Origin of the sequence: Ureibacillus manganicus DSM 26584, assembly GCF_000772945.1 — a bacterium.
GTDB lineage: Bacteria > Bacillota > Bacilli > Bacillales_A > Planococcaceae > Ureibacillus > Ureibacillus manganicus.
Genome location: NZ_JPVN01000003.1, coordinates 210,854 through 227,194, shown reverse-complemented (window position 1 = coordinate 227,194; position 16,341 = coordinate 210,854). Strand labels below are relative to the sequence as shown.

Here is a 16,341-nt window from a genome sequence, read left to right as displayed (position 1 = left end):
TTTCCGAGATTTTCAGGTTTTTTGTCCTCGAGAGACGGTCTCGAGAACACTTTTCCGAGATTTTCAGTTGTTTTGTCCTCGAGAAACGATTTCAAGTTAGATTTTCTTGAAATTCCAGGTTTTTCTCATCTACAATATTTGGTTTCGAAGACAGATTAACCTTATTCCTTCCTCAAATAATCAAAAGCCGTCAACAGATGAATCTTTGCAACATCAAGTAATTCATCCAATTCTATATACTCATCAGGTCCACCGAGGTTATAGGGTGTGAGTCCACAAACAACCGTTGGAACTTGCTTAGAAAGTCTATAGTGACGAGCATCTGATGCGCCAACCCGCATTGTAATCACAGGATTCTGCCCCATTATTTCACGAACGTTTCCTGCTGTTAATGAAAAGATTTCATGATTCACATCCGAAAAGTTCGGTTCATATTGACGCAAAACCTTATAAGAAAGTCCTTCGATTGAGTCCACGATTGCCTTAACTTTCTCATCCACTTGTGCAATCGTTGTTCCAACTGGCAATCGAATGTCCGCTCTAGCACTAGCTTTAGCAGGTATGAGATTTGGAGAAGTTCCGCCTTCGATCTCTCCAAAATTCACTGTAACTGACTCTAAAACTTCTGTTTCACCCTTACCCGAAATTTCTTCAGACTCCACACTAGCTGTCAAAATCGCTTTCCTTACCGCCTCATCATGCTGAACTGGCAGATTTCTAAGGGTTTCATTAATTTTCGAAATACCTTCAATTAGTCGGTCAATTGCGTTTACCCCTTTATGAACATGGGCACCATGCCCTGGTTTACCCACTGCATTCAGTTCAAGCCAAAACAATCCTTTCTCCCCAAAACGTAATACCAATGGTGAGCCGACATCACCGCAAATCATCGCATCTCCAGTCGCTTCCTCCACAGTATCCAGCAGAAATTTTGTTCCTTTCACACCCATCGTTTCTTCGTCTCCAGCAAGGGTTAACACAATTTCACCAGACCATTCACTTCGATAGTTTGCTAGTATCATAAAGGCAAGTAAATAGGATGCAATGCCCCCCTTCATATCCGAGGATCCTCGCCCGTATAACTTACCATCTTTCAACTCACCAAAAGGGTCTACTGTCCAAAAAGATAAATCACCAACAGGATACGTATCCAAATGGCCATTGAAGATTAATCGTTTCCCCTGACCATTCCCTTTAATGCGAGCGACAATATTTTGAATTGGTTCTTCCAACGTATGTACCGATACCTCTGCCCCTTCAATTCCTTGTAAAAACTCAACAATCATTTGCACAATTTCACGTGTATCAGAAGTTGGTGATTCACTAGGAATTCTTACTAACTTAGAACAGAGATCTACTAGAAAGTCTTTTTTCGCGCTTACTTCTTCAATTAACTCATTCCTTAAATCCAAAATTGCCATGTTCCATTCCCCCTTATCGAACAACTATGTATCAGAAAATCCCATTATTATTAATATAGTTTAATTTTGAGAATTATCAAAATAAATTACTAGATTAATACTCGAGAGTAAATAAAATAAAGGACTATACTCAATGATGAGCAAAATTCTTTATATAAGCTTTCCATTAAAATGAGAACCGATAGTAGGTATTAATATTACTCACTTTTAATTTTATTTTCATAGTTTACAAACATTTCACATTGCAATAAAGTTTAGCCTTCATTATAATGTTAGACGAGTTTAAATTTTCTGAATTTTGTATAATATTAGAAACTAAAGTTATCAGTGAATACAAAGTTCCAGCTTGTTTGTAATATTTTTTGTTACATTCATTTATTTTAGATTTTCCTCAAAAGCACTTTTTAATTACAAGTTTAATAGAAACCATTCCAGCTAAAGTTGCAAGAATGGAGTTCTTACTTTGAAACAGGAGTGAGGTTCAAATGCATTCAGTGCAAAGTGAAATAAAAACAATTGTCGAAGAAATAAAACCCGAAGTTGAAAGGGTATTTCAACATTTACATGCAAATCCAGAGATTAGTTGGAAAGAAGTAAAAACTACTCAATATTTAAAAGAGAAATTGGAAAATTATGGTTTTGAAGTTCAGACGTTCGATGATATAACTGGTCTCGTTGTTACCTATGGTTCAGGTGATTTATGTATTGGTCTTCGAGGTGATATCGATGCACTTTGGCAAGAAGTTGATGGTGTGTTTCAAGCGAATCACTCATGTGGGCACGATGCACATGCGACAATGGCTTTCGGTGCTTTAATAGCCTTGAAAAAACTTGGGATACCTAATTACGTAAAGTTAAAAGTGTTTTTCCAACCTGCAGAAGAAGTCGGTAAAGGCGCACTAGCTTTTATAGATAAAGGTCTTTTAGACGACATAGATTACTTATATGGTGTGCACTTGCGCTCAATACAGGAAATGGGCGATGGCTATGCGGCTCCAGCAATTATGCATGGTAGCGCAAAAGTATTGAAGGGTTCGATTCGAGGAAATGATGCACATGGATCTAGGCCAAATCAAGGTCAAAATGCCATTGAAGTAATGTCTCTTCTCGTACATGCAATTCAATCGATTAAACTAGATCCTTTGACTCCACATTCTGCCAAAGTAACAATGTTTAAAGCTGGTGGCGAATCAGCTAATATTATACCAGGAAACGGGATATTCAGTATTGACTTACGTGCTCAAACAAATGAACTGATGGACACATTACTAGAGCAAGTAACGAATTCGATTGACTATGTAGCTAAATTCTTAAATGTAGAGATTACATTTGACATTACTTCTGAAATTGCGGCTGCAAAAGTGGATGAAAAAGCAGTTAACTTAATGGCCCAAGCAATTTCTGATACAGTTGGAGAAGAATTTTTAATACCGGCAATAGTTAGTCCAGGTGGCGAGGATTTCCACTATTACACATTAAAACGTCCTTCTGTCAAAGCAACAATGTTAGGTTTGGGATGTGATTTAGCACCTGGCCTTCACCACCCGAAAATGAAGTTCAACCATGATAGGATCATTACCGGAGTTGAAATTCTTGCAAGAACAGTGATTAGAACTTATGAAAGTTTAGAAGATAAATAAAATAAGCATATAAATCCATTAGTAAGTACCCCGTTAAACTTGATTAGACGGGGTATTTTTCTATTAGATGATTAATGAATTTGTTCATGAGAAAAACACAACCCGACCCAAATAGGTCGAGTTGGTGTCTTTTCTTATGCGGATTACAGATACTAATACTTTGCTATTCGCCAAAAAAGTAACGCGAAACACCTCGTTACCTTTTCAGCCGACATTCATTTTCCACTAGGTATTCCTGTTCGTTCTGACAATTCCTTTTCATAGATCGATTTGATTGAATTGGCTGCCTTTCGATTTAACCATGTTTCATAAGGTACTACTGTCCGTTTTGCTAGTTCTCTTTCATGTACGGTTTTGATTGTATCGGCTGCTTCCCGATTTAATGATTGCAATTGTACATCGTCCTCTATTTCTTCTTCATTACTAACCTTACTAGCTGATGCAGCTCCTACAAAAGCCGTGTTAAATAATAACATTACCCCTAATGTTAATCCCATCCCTTTTTCTTTCATCACAATCCCTCTCTTTTAGCATATTAATCATTCATGAGAGTCAATTCATATGATGTTTTTTATATAATACCATTAATATGTATTTTTGTAATTACTTGGTATTTCATTATAGATTGAAATTCATCAAGATTTTTAATGAAGTTTTTACACGAGCGTAGAGAGGTTGAATGGTTTAAGGCTAAGCTTTAATCACACAAAAAAGAACGTTGCTGTTATTAGCAATGATCTTTAATGTATTGGTCATCATTTTTTTCTTGGAACCAGTACCTGGCCGTTTTTCTCTTTTGTTAGTGAAGTGTTCTTAATTAATTTTGTAAGTTGACTTGGGTAGTATGATTTTAATGTATTCTAGAATCCCCACCCATTTTAGTGTTCTCGAAATCCCTTTAAAAGAGTGTAAGAAACGATAAACTTCCTGAAAAGATATTAAATCTGTCTATTCATAGTTAAACCACTAAGATTATGTATTTTTAATATTTTGAATCAAATGTTTACTATATTTTTGTAATTCCATTTTATCCCCCTTATTACCAATTTCTAAGTATCTCTTTTTTATTGAACCTCTATTATAATAAAAATATGATTTAAACATTTATATTTTTTTATATACAAAAGTTTACTCATTAATATATTACAACAATTGGGCATTGTAAATTTATATTAAGTATTTCATAAGTTAACAAAATTTTACTTAAAATAAGTCCTTTTACTTATTCAACTCGTTACAAAAGATGTATATTATGTTGTGTTATATACAATTCGTATTTACTATAACGGAATCTTAAACACAAGTATTTAATACTATAAAATAACTATAATATGAAAATACTTTAGGAGTGGTTATTCATAATGTTGAGAAATTTTTTTAAGAAGACAACTGACCATGGTGAAAGTTTACTAAAATACAACGTCCAACTAGATCCAGAAGTTTTTGACTATCTAAATCCTATCGTTAAATTAGATAAAGATGGGAAAGTAATTTCTTATGATGAAGTGTTTGTAGAACAATTTGGATATACTGAGCAGGATTTACATAACCCTTTTTTCGAAATATTTCTAAAGGATTACTCATCTAATATAAGAAAACACTTTGAAATTGCACTAACCGGAAAAACACAAAGTTTTGATGCTATTGTAGTTACCAATCAAGGAAAACCAATAGACTATAACTTTACACTTATTCCAATAAAACAAAAAGCTAACATAATAGTTTATGTAATTTTAAAGAATATTTCGGATCGTCAAAAACAAGAACAACAACTAAATCACTATATAAAAATGCGTGAAGCCTTTGACCAGGTAGAATATATTTGTAATTTTTACTACGATGCCATAAATGATTTACTTTATTTTTCGAAGCAATTTACTGAAATGCTTAATATTAACCACGAAAAGCCATTTACCCCGACACTGAAGCATTTTTTACGATATGTTCATCCAGAAGATCAGCAACGACTACTAAATACTGTGCAAAATTCTTTGAAGGAAAAGGTTGGTTTTGTAATTGATTATCGTCTAATAAGACAAGATCAATCGATATGTTTCGTTCGGGAACAATCAGGAATTCTGCTAGATAAAAAAGGAAACCTTGAAGGTTTGGTTGGATTTATTCAAGATATTACAGACCATAAAATTTCCAATGATTTAGTAGAAAAAGAAACTCATATTAAAATGTTTTATGACAATCCAGATGTCGGTATTTGGACGATGGACTTACAAAACGGGGTATATGGGGAAGTTTCAAAAGGAATTGAAAAAATCACAGGCTATAGTCAGGAGGATTTTAAATCCCTTTCTTGGAATTCTGTTGTCTATCATGAAGATTTGGAACAATACTTGGGTAATCAGCAAATCTTAGCGAGTGGGAAAATCCTCAAACATCAATATCGAATTATACATAAGGATGGAAGTATTAAATGGATACTAGATTATACAATTCCTACTTTGAGTGAATCCGGGGATATTATACAACTAGATGGATTAGTATCTGATATTACTGAACAGAAGATGCTGGAAGAAAAGGTACAGTTTTTAGCCAATTATGATGTTTTAACAAAGCTACCAAACCGTTATCAGTTCATAGAAAAGTTAGAAGAAGTTATATCGAGGTACACTGACAGTGATGACAAATTTGCAGTCATTAAATTGGACATTGATGGATTTAAGTATATTAACCACACACTTGGAAATGCTTCTGGAGATGAACTGTTAAAACTATTTTCTAATCGCCTTAAAGAACATATTAAATTAAACGATACCCTTGCCCGTCGAGGATCTGATGAATTTTTGATGCTAATTGAAAATATAAAATCAATTGAAGAATTGAAAAAAATAGTACAAAAGATTAATGAGTGTATTAATGTACCATTTTATATTAATGGATATGAATTATATGTCACTGCAAGTATTGGTATTAGTACTTATCCCGAAAACGGAAATACAAGTTTAGAATTAATGAGAAACGCAAATTTCGCTTTAAAGCAAGCTGAAATAAGAGGTAGAAATAATTATATTATTCTTTCTCATTCTAGTAGTATACAATCTTTCAAAAATTTTAGTATTGGTAGAGACCTAAAAAAAGCGATTGAGGACAAGGAAATGGTTTTATATTTCCAACCTAGAGTTGACTCCAAAACGAACCAAATTATTGGCGCTGAAGCCCTAATCCGTTGGAACCATCACGAATGGGGATTGATTTCTCCACATGAATTCCTAAGCGTTGCTGAAGAAAATGGTTTAATTACTGCGATTGATGATTGGGTTTTAAAAGAGGTATGTTCTCAAATTATGAAATGGAAGAAACAGGGTCTACAAGTTGTACCCGTTTCAATTAATATTTCTGCTATCCATTTTATGAAGCCAAATTGGCCAAGTGAAGTTGTTCAAATAATTCAGGATGCAGGCATTCTGCCAAGCGATATAGAATTTGAAGTTACTGAAAGTACAATATTAAATAATTCTGATGTAGTTAAAAATACTATTGGTGAGTTGAAAGGATTAGGAATTAAGATTAATCTAGATGATTTTGGTACAGGTTATTCTTCCCTTTCCTATTTAACGCAATTTCCATTTGATGTGATTAAAATCGATAAATCATTTATTCGAAACATGTTCTATAGTAACCAAGATAAGCATCTTATTAAATCTATTATTTATATGGCAAAAGGTTTAAACTTAAGGGTTGTGGCAGAAGGCGTAGAAACACTTAAACAGTTAAAAATGCTTCAACAAGAACATTGTTTTGAAATTCAAGGATACTTATTTAGTCATCCCGTACCGAATAATGAATTTGAATCACTTTTACAAAAAAAAACTCTATTGCCGGTTGACCCTGAACAAAAAGCAAAAGAAAGTAAAAGAAAACATAATCGCATTAATTTCCCTTATTCCCTCGAGGCTGACATAAAATTAGTTTCAATTGCAGGTAGAAGTATGGAATTAGGCGTTTCAAAAATACTAGTTGAGGATATTAGTATGGGTGGTCTAAGATTTGTTTCAAATCTTAAGTTACCTATTAGAGGAGATGTAGTTTACCAGTTTAAAACAGAACTCCTAGACGAACCCGTGACCCTAAATGGGAGCATCGTTTGGAAAGAAGAAATAAACGAGGATTTAGTTGAATACGGCATAAAGTTTATTATCGAAGAAAAAGAACTTGAAACACTATCAACTCTATTAAATACTTTTATTATTTTATTAAATAATAGTAATACTTTACCTGCGTATAGAAGGGTAAGAGTAGATAAGTATCAATATTTTAAGTAATTATAGAAAGACCACTAGAAACGCTAATAACGTTTTGAGTGGTCTTTCTAATTGTACGAAACTTTTAAGAAATAATAAGCTCAGAATTACTATTAATTTCATCAATAATCCCAATAATCTTCTTCGCATCTACCAAATTATCCTTAAAAATTTCAATGATGCTACCGACTGTCTTAAATGGCTCTTGTTGTAACACTTTTTTATCTAGCGTACCATTCTTCACAACATAGTCGATGATCAATTCCACAAACTTGGCTTGTTGAAGATTTAGTCGTTGTTCAGAAAGAAATTCAGAGAAGGCTTCATTTGCTGCTTGTCGATCTAAGCCAACAATATTTCGCACAAGTTTGGTAATTGGTGTATCGCCAAAATCATTTTCGTACTCTGCTTTTGAGCCTAATTCATTCCATAAGATGCCCTCTAACATCTCCACATCTTGCTTCGTTAACGGTTTGTTGTTTCGTAATTTATAAATTGCTAATTGATCTTGATGTTCTTTTAAGTAGTGGTGAACTTTTTTGCGATAGCTTTTTAGATCATTCACATTATACATAGATGTGTTTTCATTCACTTCAAGCACTTCATCTTGGAAGTTCGTAAAGTAGATCTTCTGTGTTTCTTTTTCAATAAACTTAACTAAATCGCGTAATGCAGAACGCACTTCTTCCAAGTCAAAGATGTCTGCACTTTCCCAAAATTCTTCTGTTAGTAGTTTATCAATGATAGGTTTTTTCTCTAACACTTGCGGAATCGTTCCTAGTTTCGAAAGTGCTTCTGCAGTTGAAACTACACTGCGAATTGGTTTTGTCGCATTATTTGATTGTAATTTTGCTAACACAATTGTGTACATAACTAAGTCAAATCGTTTCGCAAGCTCGTCACCACTAATTGGTGAAATTAATGGCGAGACATGCTCCTTGATTTCACTCGTATCAACAGCAGAGAGTGCTTGCCATTTGTTCTTCTCTTTAAATTTATGAACGTATTGTATATGTTGTCGTACTCGGAAGTTTTCATCATTTAGAGTTTGAACATCTTGCAGCACACTATTTAATATTTCTAATCGATGCTTCATGTAATCCTCTGTTTGATAATCAAATCCTTGAAGTTCACGAATAATGTCCACTTTTGCATTGAAAATACGCTCAGTTAAAGTTGTTGTCGCTTTTCCTTCCATTCCCTTTGGATTTTCACGGAAAAATTCAAAGTTCCCACAGTAATCAAAAATCAAGAAATTCTCTTTATCTTGTCCAAGTCCAAATAAATCAGGGCAAAGTCTTGTACCACGGCCAATCATTTGCCAGAACTTCGTTTTTGAACGAACCTTCTTAAAGAACACTAAATTGACTACTTCTGGAATATCCACACCTGTATCAAGCATGTCTACTGAAATAGCTATTTGTGGGAGCTTCTTAACATTTGAGAAATCATCAATTAACGTTTGATAATAATTAATACTGTAGTCAATAACATCCGCATATTTACTTCCTAATTCAGGAAATAACGCATTAAATCGTAGTTTAATTGCTTCGGCATGACGATGGGATTTAGCAAAAATAATCGTTTTACCAATCTTATCTCCACCTTCAACACGAATTCCCTTTTCCATTAAATCCTTTAACACTTGATCAATGGTATTCGCATTAAATAACCAATCATTTAATGCATGACTATCGATATCCTTTAAATCTGGTTCATCTTCAAAGGTTTCTTCAAACTCATCTTTTTCTTCTTCTGATAAATCATCATAATGAATACCTTCTTCAAGGAATTTCATTTTTGTTTCAATCGTACGATAATCAACAAGATAGCCATCATCTACTGCTGTTTCTAATTCATAGGCGTATGTTGGAACGCCATTTTCAAGGTCAAAAATTTCGTACGTATTTTTATCAATCTCATCCTTTGGAGTAGCTGTTAAACCTAGTAACATGCTATCAAAATACTCAAAAATACTACGATACTTTTTATAAATGCTTCGGTGAGATTCATCCACGATTATTAAGTCAAAATGTCCAACGGTAAATAACTTGCGGCCATCTTTTCGTTTTGCTTCATCTATTGCGTTCATCATCGTTGGATAGGTAGAAAACACCATACGACTTTCTTCTGGATTGTCTTTATTGTTCAGTAAATTACACAAAGTTAAATTTGGCATTAGTGTATTAAAATTGCGATATGCTTGTTTTAAAAGTGTTGTGCGGTCTGCCAAAAATAAGATGTTTTTTACCCAGTTATGACGTGCAAGTACATCGACAATGGAAATGGCAGTTCTTGTTTTTCCACTTCCCGTTGCCATTACGAGTAATGTTTTTCTCTGATTGCGTGATAACGCATCACATACAGCTAAGATAGATTTTTTCTGATAATATCGATTTGATATGTCTTCATTGATTTCAACATTTACGAGCGGTATTTTAAGATGACGTCGATCTACTAATAGCTGCAGTTCTTCCTTATCATAAAAGCCTGAAGTTCTACGGGCTGGGTAATTGTCATGTTCTATATAAGTTTCATAGCCATTTGTATAGAACACAATTGGTCTTTGTCCTGTCATTTGTTCTAAACAATCAGCATAAAGGTTTGCTTGTTGGCGTCCAGCTTGAGGGCTTTTTGTTGTGCGCTTCGCCTCTACAACTGCTAATGGTTTCCCATTATCGCTATACAAAACATAATCTACGAAACCTGTGCCAGCATTGTTTGGCATTCCACTTACTTGTACTTCGCGAATGACATCCTTATCAAATTCCCAACCAGCAAGTTTTAAATCTAAGTCAATATATTTTTGTCGTGTATCAAATTCAGAAAGTTCATCGACTTTAAACTCGTCTTGCTCTATATGTTGTTTACGTTTTTCTGAAAGTTTTTCACGTAGTGCTTGATTTTCCTTCATTAGTTCTGCAAGGTTACTATCTTTTGCACTCAACTGTTCATATAAATCCTGAAGTTCTTCTGGTCTTTCGCGATTCGTTTCTGGATTAATATGTAAAAGAGATTCCTCAAACTTTGTTGCTTCGTAATTATCGGAATAACAATAGTCGATCCATGAAACAAATTGATACAAATGATGCAATGATAGTACCGCTTCATCTTGTGTGATCGAGGCATTCGTATGAACCGCTGTATTTCCTAGCTTGATAATGTACTTCATCATTGGAAACAATTCTTCATCAATAATGCCTATAAAGTTTCGGTCATGGATTAAACTCGATAAATTATCCTGATATGGCATTTCCAATTCACTATCAAATTGGTATACCCATTTAACAGCAAGCTCTAGCGCCCGACGAGTCAAAATTGCGCATGTCGCCGGACTTACAAGCATTGCTTTTTCTGCTTCTATACAAGCATTGGAGAAGCTTTTATATGATTCTTTAGAACGTAAAAAGCTAAAGTTCGTCATTGGCATAACCACCTTGCTTAGTATTTACACATTACGCTTGTTCTTGAAAGAGTTCCCCACTGAAGGCCTTTTGAAGAAGTCCATTAAAGAAATTCTCAAATTCTTTTAAACTCTCAAGAAGTACGTTTTTCTGTTTTTCTATTTCAATCACTTTATTTGCATAACTTTCTTGTAGTTGTAATGGCGGTAACATGATTTGTAGCTTTTTCAAATCCTTTAGGTAGATTGCTTGTTGTGCACTAGCACTTGAAGCACTTACTAGCTTAGATTTAACAAAGGAGCTTTTTAATAAATTTACTAGATAATAGTTATTAATCAGAGACGTATCTAATTTAATGAGGATTACTGATCCCATCAATGCAAAAGGAATCTCTGTATCAACAACTGTTGTTCTACCAATTGTTGCTCCTCTACTTACTAATAATAAGTCTCCAAGGTCGGGATTACATTTTTTTCGAAACTTATTTAAATCTTCAGTAGAAATATAACTAGGATCGTCTAATGAAATTCCGCTTTCTAGCACATCTTTCGCTTTGATCATATATTCTCCACTACTTAGAAACTCGGGATTATTATGCTCTCCGTCTGTAATTTTAAGTGTTAAAGCATCTAGATTATTCACATCCCATTTTTCATTGCTTGAAGGATCACCGAACATATCTAAAAACAAACTTCTCGTTAATTCGTCCAAAGCACTAATTTGAGCTTCACGATTACTTATTAATTCTTCAGCCATTTTTAGAGTTTTGACGATTTGAATTTGGGTCTCCATATCACAAACAGGAATTTGTATTTTCCCAATTGCATTTCGAACAATTTGAGGTTGCGCACTACCAGAGATTACATCATTGAACCCTCTAAATTTCAAAAAGTAATATAAATAATCAATATGAATGAGTTCTTCATTTAAATCATCTAAAGCCATTGCATTCCCATTTACATATGAATACGGTTTAGAGATATTGACTGTTCCACAAGTTGCTCCACGACAAGTTACTAAGATTGTCTCTTTTTCATGGTTATATTCGGAGTAGAATCCGATAATTCCATTTGCTCCATAGACAGGATACCCATCATCTAATAAATCCTTTTCAGAGATTGTTTTCCATTGTTTTGGATTACATATTTCAAATAATTTGTACGACTTCATTTTAGAATTTCCTCCAGATTATTAATCCCTTTCTGGATGTCATCTTCCAATTGTTTTATTTTAGCTAATATAACTGTTGGTTCCTCATAAGTGACTCTCTCATATACAATTTCTTTATATTTATTAATCGATAAATCGTAGTCATTTTCTAGTATTTCACTAACTGGGACAAAGAAAGATTGTTCTGTACGTTTGCGCTCTTTTTCAGCTTCTAAATTTTCAAAACGTTCAATAATATCTGGAATGTCATTGTCTTTGATTTCAATTCGTTTATCATCGAGTGAGTACCCATCTGCTTGCATGTCATAGAACCAAACATTGTCTGTACCGCCTGCACCAGTTTTAGTGAAAATCATAATTGCAGTAGATACACCTGCGTATGGTTTGAAGACACCACTTGGCATAGAGATGATTGCTTCTAATTTATTGTTATCAATGATTTCTTTACGGATTGCTTTATGTGCATTGGAACTACCAAATAAAACGCCATCGGGTACGATAATTGCTGCACGTCCACCAGGTTTTAAAATGCGTAAGAAAAGCGAAAGGAAAAGCAACTCCGTTTTTTTCGTTTTTGTTACCGTTAGTAGATCATTTGAAACTGCTTCATAGTCTAATGACCCTTTAAACGGTGGGTTCGCTAAAATTAATGTGTATAATTCTTTATCTTTGTTTTCCTCTGATAAGGAATCGCGATATGAAATATTTGGATTGTCTACTCCGTGAAGCATCATATTCATTGCCCCAATGCGTAGCATCGTAATATCCATATCATTTCCGAAGAACATATTGTTATGGAAATGATCTTTTAAACCTTGTACAAGGAATAAGTCACTATGTTTATTACGTAAATATTCGCTCGCCTCAACTAAGAAACCAGCAGAACCCATGGCTGGATCAATGATTTTATCCTCAGGTGTTGGCTTCATTAGCTCAACCATCATATTAATAATGTGTCGCGGCGTACGGAATTGTCCATTTGTACCTGATGTAGAAAGTTTTGAAAGTAAATACTCATATAAATCCCCTTGCGTATCTCGGTCAGACATGGGGATATTGTCTAAACTATCTACTACTTTTGCTAGTGTACTTGGTTTTTGAATCTGGAACATTGCATCTTTCATGTAAGTAGAAAAGGCAGATTCTTCTTTTCCTTGCAACCCTTTAATGAATGGAAACACTTCTTGCGAAACAACCCGGTACATTTCTTCTGGACTACCTAGCTGTTTGAATTGATGCCAACGCAGGTATTGCTTGTCCTTGGGGAAAATACTTTCATGCTCAAGTCCTAAAAATTCAGCTTCTTGTTCTTTTGTTGTTTCCATTTCGTCCAAACCTTTAATGAAAAGCAAATATGTTAACTGCTCAATTGCAGATAATGGGTTTGTTAAGCCTTCAGTCCAAAGAGTCGTCCAAATATGGTCAACTTTATTTTTAATCTCACCTGTAATCATAATTGTCCTCCTATTGAATCCCTAATACTTTAACATTATCATAATTTATTTATTACTAATAAATAATTACTATTTGTTATTTTTGGAACTTCCATTTTCTAGTTTGAAAGTGTCGCTAAAAAGTTGCTTGAGAATTTTCCGATAAATTCATAAAAGAGAGCGATAACGCCACATAGGGGAGCGATAATTTCACAAAGTAGATCGAAAATGGCCAAAGAGATCGATAAATTCACAAAGTAGACCGATACTGTCATAAAGTAGATCGATACCGCCACAAAGGGGAGCAATAATTTCATAAAGTAGATCGAAAATGGCTCAACAGATCGATTTCTACCACAAATGAGATCGATATCGACACAAATGAGACCGTAAAAAAGCCCACTAATTTTAGTGGGCTTTTAGCGAATTGCTTATATAACTAAACTAACAATGATTGATGAAAGTACACTTACAAGCGTAGCACCATATAAAAGCTTTAATCCAAAACGTGCAACAGTATTCCCTTGTTTTTCATTGAGCCCTTTAACCGCCCCAGCAATAATACCGATCGATGCGAAGTTCGCAAAGGATACTAAGAATACAGAAAGGATTCCCATTGTACGTTCACTAAACTGATAATTCCCTCCAGATAGATCCAACATTGCAACGAATTCATTCGTCACGAGTTTAGTGGCCATTAAACTACCTGCACTAACTGCCTCTGAAAATGGGATTCCCATAATAAACGCAATTGGAGAGAAAATATAACCTAAAAGCTCTTGGAAAGAAATACTAAACAACAGCTGGAATACATAATTGAATCCTGCAATTAAAGCAGTGTAACCAATTAACATAGCTCCAACAACAACTGCAACCTTAAAACCATCTAAGATGTACTCACCTAGCATCTCGAAAAAGGATTGCTTTTCATGATCTTCAATTTCAAGTAAGTCTTCTTTAGGGTTTACATCGTACGGATTAATAAGTGTAGCGATGATAAAACCGCCAAATAAATTTAACACTAATGCTGTCACAATATATTTTGGTTCTAGCATCGTCATGTAAGCACCAACGATCGACATCGAAACAGTCGACATCGCAGAAGCACAAAGCGTATACAATCGTTGCTTCGAAAGTAGACCGAGTTGTTTCTTTAACGTAATGAATACCTCAGATTGACCGACCATTAAAGATGCAACCGCATTATAGGATTCAAGTTTCCCCATCCCATTAACTTTACTTAAAACAAAACCAATCCACTTCATAAGGAACGGAAGTACTTTTATATATTGTAGAATTCCAATTAATGCAGATATAAAGACAATTGGAAGCAAGACATTTAAAAAGAATGGAGATTCCCCCTCATTAGCCAAGCCGCCAAATACGAAAGCTATCCCTTCATTTGCTAATTCAAGCAGCTTAGTAAACACAGTAGCGATTCCCTTAGTAATAATTAAACCAAATTGTGTATTTAACAATAACAAAGAAAAAAGGATTTGAATGACAATCATTGTAATAACTGGTTTAATCTTTATCTTTTTTCGATCAGAACTTGCAATCCAAGCTAAAAATAGTACAACAAAAATACCTATAATTGAAATAACATATTGCATATGTAACCTCCTGTTGAATTTAAATGAATATGTGTGCGCTTACAATGGAAGTTACCACTATCCTACCGCTTTCGAATAGTAACCTCTTTTGAGTACAATTGCAATGGACAATTTGTATACATTTATCAAAATCAAATAAACAGTTTATTCGAAATAATATCTATTTTGAAGTTTAACCTTAAAATTGAATTTTACGCCCAGTTTTGATGGTTTTAAGGTTGAATTCTTGATGAGGTTTTTGGACTCGAATCAATTTTAGAACAATTTCTAATAATGCCTCGAGTCTTTCTAATTACTTCTGCACATGGATCAACTTTAAGGATAATTTCTAATAACATCCGGATTTTTTCTAATATTCTCGAGTTTTTTCTAATAACTGATCGATTTTTTCTAATATCTTTTGTTAAAGGATTAACTTTAAGGACAAATTCTAATATCATACTGATTTTTTCTAATAACTCTCGAGTTTTTTCTAATAACTAGTCGATTTTTTCTAATATCTTTTGAGCAAGTATCTACTTTCAAGACATTTTTCAATAATTCACAAGCAACGTCTAGTTCAAGCTGCATTTTGACTTGAATGTGCCCCTTTGGAGTGATTCGGATTCAATATTTTACAATTTCATCAATTTTAATTAAATAAATGCAACAAAAGGGTATCTTCAGTTAGTAACTTGGAGAAGGTAGTAATGAATACTTATAAAGGAGGAAGAAAAATGGAAGCCAATATGAGTGTTGATGAAGTTGTGAGTAAAATTGCAGAGCTAATGAAAAAAGAAGGACAGCCACTGCGTAAGAAACAAATAAAGAAGACAAATCCAGAGTTAATGAGAAATGCACTATTTTATTTCCCAAGTTGGGAAGATGCAATGGAAAGAAGTACTAAATCGTAATCCTCAATAACCAGAGAAAATTATTTTTAAGGTTGGAAACGTCAATTTCCAACCTTTTCTTCATTTATTGTTATAAGCAATGTTTAAAATTGTTCAAACGTTTTCTCTGAATATTAAGGAAGTTGTATATATTAGTTCTAGTATGTAAGTCTATGCCATTCATAGCTATTTCTATTGTTGGCAAGTTCAACATACGAACTTGTAGTTGCTGGTGCAGTATCAATACATGTGCTGTTAATAAGATGCAATAAAACGAGAATAAATAGTTTGTCTTTCATTGTTCATTATTCCCCTTTTTGAAATATTCTTTCAATCTTGATATAGCTTTTTGGAACGAAAATAGAGACATACTCGTACAAACCATTTGCAGGAATGTGAATTTATAGGGAATAAAAAATACTCAAACCTTGTGTGGTTTGAGTAAGCATTTTATATAATAGAAATGATTTTTAAAATGTACAAAACGCTTGTTTAAGTGATTCAAAATATTTCCACTTAGCATTATTATCTG

10 protein-coding genes are annotated in these 16,341 nt (G+C 33.8%); 3 read left to right on the top strand and 7 right to left on the bottom strand.

Going from position 1 to position 16,341, the window contains the following annotated elements; translation table 11 throughout:
- Positions 1-161: 161 nt before the first annotated feature.
- Complete coding sequence (locus CD29_RS03730) at positions 162-1,421, bottom strand: M20/M25/M40 family metallo-hydrolase (RefSeq protein WP_052123986.1); 1,260 nt, start codon at positions 1,419-1,421, stop codon at positions 162-164.
- Between the two features lie 485 nt (positions 1,422-1,906).
- Between CD29_RS03730 and CD29_RS03725 the strand changes: the two genes are divergently transcribed.
- On the top strand, positions 1,907-3,061 hold the full coding sequence (locus tag CD29_RS03725; protein ID WP_235801769.1) for a M20 peptidase aminoacylase family protein: 1,155 nt from the start codon (positions 1,907-1,909) through the stop codon (positions 3,059-3,061).
- A gap of 215 nt (positions 3,062-3,276) precedes the next feature.
- Here the strand turns inward: CD29_RS03725 and CD29_RS03720 are convergent, their stop codons facing one another.
- On the bottom strand, positions 3,277-3,558 hold the full coding sequence (locus tag CD29_RS03720; RefSeq protein WP_211277446.1) for a hypothetical protein: 282 nt from the start codon (positions 3,556-3,558) through the stop codon (positions 3,277-3,279).
- An 864-nt stretch (positions 3,559-4,422) separates the two neighbouring features.
- Here CD29_RS03720 and CD29_RS03715 point away from each other — a divergent pair.
- The gene (locus CD29_RS03715; protein WP_052123985.1) at positions 4,423-7,338 is read left to right on the top strand and encodes an EAL domain-containing protein; all 2,916 of its coding nucleotides are present in this window, start codon (positions 4,423-4,425) and stop codon (positions 7,336-7,338) included.
- Between the two features lie 64 nt (positions 7,339-7,402).
- Here the strand turns inward: CD29_RS03715 and CD29_RS03710 are convergent, their stop codons facing one another.
- The 4 genes from CD29_RS03710 to CD29_RS03695 all read right to left on the bottom strand — a co-directional run bounded on the left by CD29_RS03710 (position 7,403) and on the right by CD29_RS03695 (position 14,937).
- Positions 7,403-10,747, bottom strand: a complete 3,345-nt coding sequence (locus tag CD29_RS03710; protein ID WP_036182965.1) for a DEAD/DEAH box helicase family protein — start codon at positions 10,745-10,747, stop codon at positions 7,403-7,405.
- A gap of 25 nt (positions 10,748-10,772) precedes the next feature.
- Positions 10,773-11,891, bottom strand: a complete 1,119-nt coding sequence (locus CD29_RS03705; RefSeq protein ID WP_036182963.1) for a restriction endonuclease subunit S — start codon at positions 11,889-11,891, stop codon at positions 10,773-10,775.
- On the bottom strand, positions 11,888-13,345 hold the full coding sequence (locus tag CD29_RS03700; RefSeq protein ID WP_036182961.1) for a type I restriction-modification system subunit M: 1,458 nt from the start codon (positions 13,343-13,345) through the stop codon (positions 11,888-11,890). Before CD29_RS03700 ends, CD29_RS03705 begins: the two co-directional genes overlap by 4 nt.
- A 410-nt stretch (positions 13,346-13,755) precedes the next feature.
- A complete protein-coding gene (locus tag CD29_RS03695; RefSeq protein WP_036182959.1) occupies positions 13,756-14,937 on the bottom strand; it encodes a NupC/NupG family nucleoside CNT transporter in 1,182 nt (393 codons plus the stop codon).
- A gap of 716 nt (positions 14,938-15,653) precedes the next feature.
- Between CD29_RS03695 and CD29_RS20425 the strand changes: the two genes are divergently transcribed.
- Positions 15,654-15,830 (top strand): hypothetical protein, encoded by a 177-nt coding sequence (locus CD29_RS20425; protein ID WP_169716148.1) that lies wholly within the window; start codon positions 15,654-15,656, stop codon positions 15,828-15,830.
- Positions 15,831-15,967: 137 nt separating this feature from the next.
- Here the strand turns inward: CD29_RS20425 and CD29_RS20160 are convergent, their stop codons facing one another.
- The gene (locus CD29_RS20160; RefSeq protein ID WP_156111872.1) at positions 15,968-16,108 is read right to left on the bottom strand and encodes a hypothetical protein; all 141 of its coding nucleotides are present in this window, start codon (positions 16,106-16,108) and stop codon (positions 15,968-15,970) included.
- Positions 16,109-16,341: the final 233 nt, after the last annotated feature.

Coding starts and splice junctions, on each gene's coding strand:
- CD29_RS03730 (WP_052123986.1), bottom strand. CDS start 1,421: ATGGCAATTTTGGATTTAAGGAATGAGTTAATTGAAGAAGTAAGCGCG.
- CD29_RS03725 (WP_235801769.1), top strand. CDS start 1,907: ATGCATTCAGTGCAAAGTGAAATAAAAACAATTGTCGAAGAAATAAAA.
- CD29_RS03720 (WP_211277446.1), bottom strand. CDS start 3,558: ATGGGATTAACATTAGGGGTAATGTTATTATTTAACACGGCTTTTGTA.
- CD29_RS03715 (WP_052123985.1), top strand. CDS start 4,423: ATGTTGAGAAATTTTTTTAAGAAGACAACTGACCATGGTGAAAGTTTA.
- CD29_RS03710 (WP_036182965.1), bottom strand. CDS start 10,747: ATGCCAATGACGAACTTTAGCTTTTTACGTTCTAAAGAATCATATAAA.
- CD29_RS03705 (WP_036182963.1), bottom strand. CDS start 11,891: ATGAAGTCGTACAAATTATTTGAAATATGTAATCCAAAACAATGGAAA.
- CD29_RS03700 (WP_036182961.1), bottom strand. CDS start 13,345: ATGATTACAGGTGAGATTAAAAATAAAGTTGACCATATTTGGACGACT.
- CD29_RS03695 (WP_036182959.1), bottom strand. CDS start 14,937: ATGCAATATGTTATTTCAATTATAGGTATTTTTGTTGTACTATTTTTA.
- CD29_RS20425 (WP_169716148.1), top strand. CDS start 15,654: ATGGAAGCCAATATGAGTGTTGATGAAGTTGTGAGTAAAATTGCAGAG.
- CD29_RS20160 (WP_156111872.1), bottom strand. CDS start 16,108: ATGAAAGACAAACTATTTATTCTCGTTTTATTGCATCTTATTAACAGC.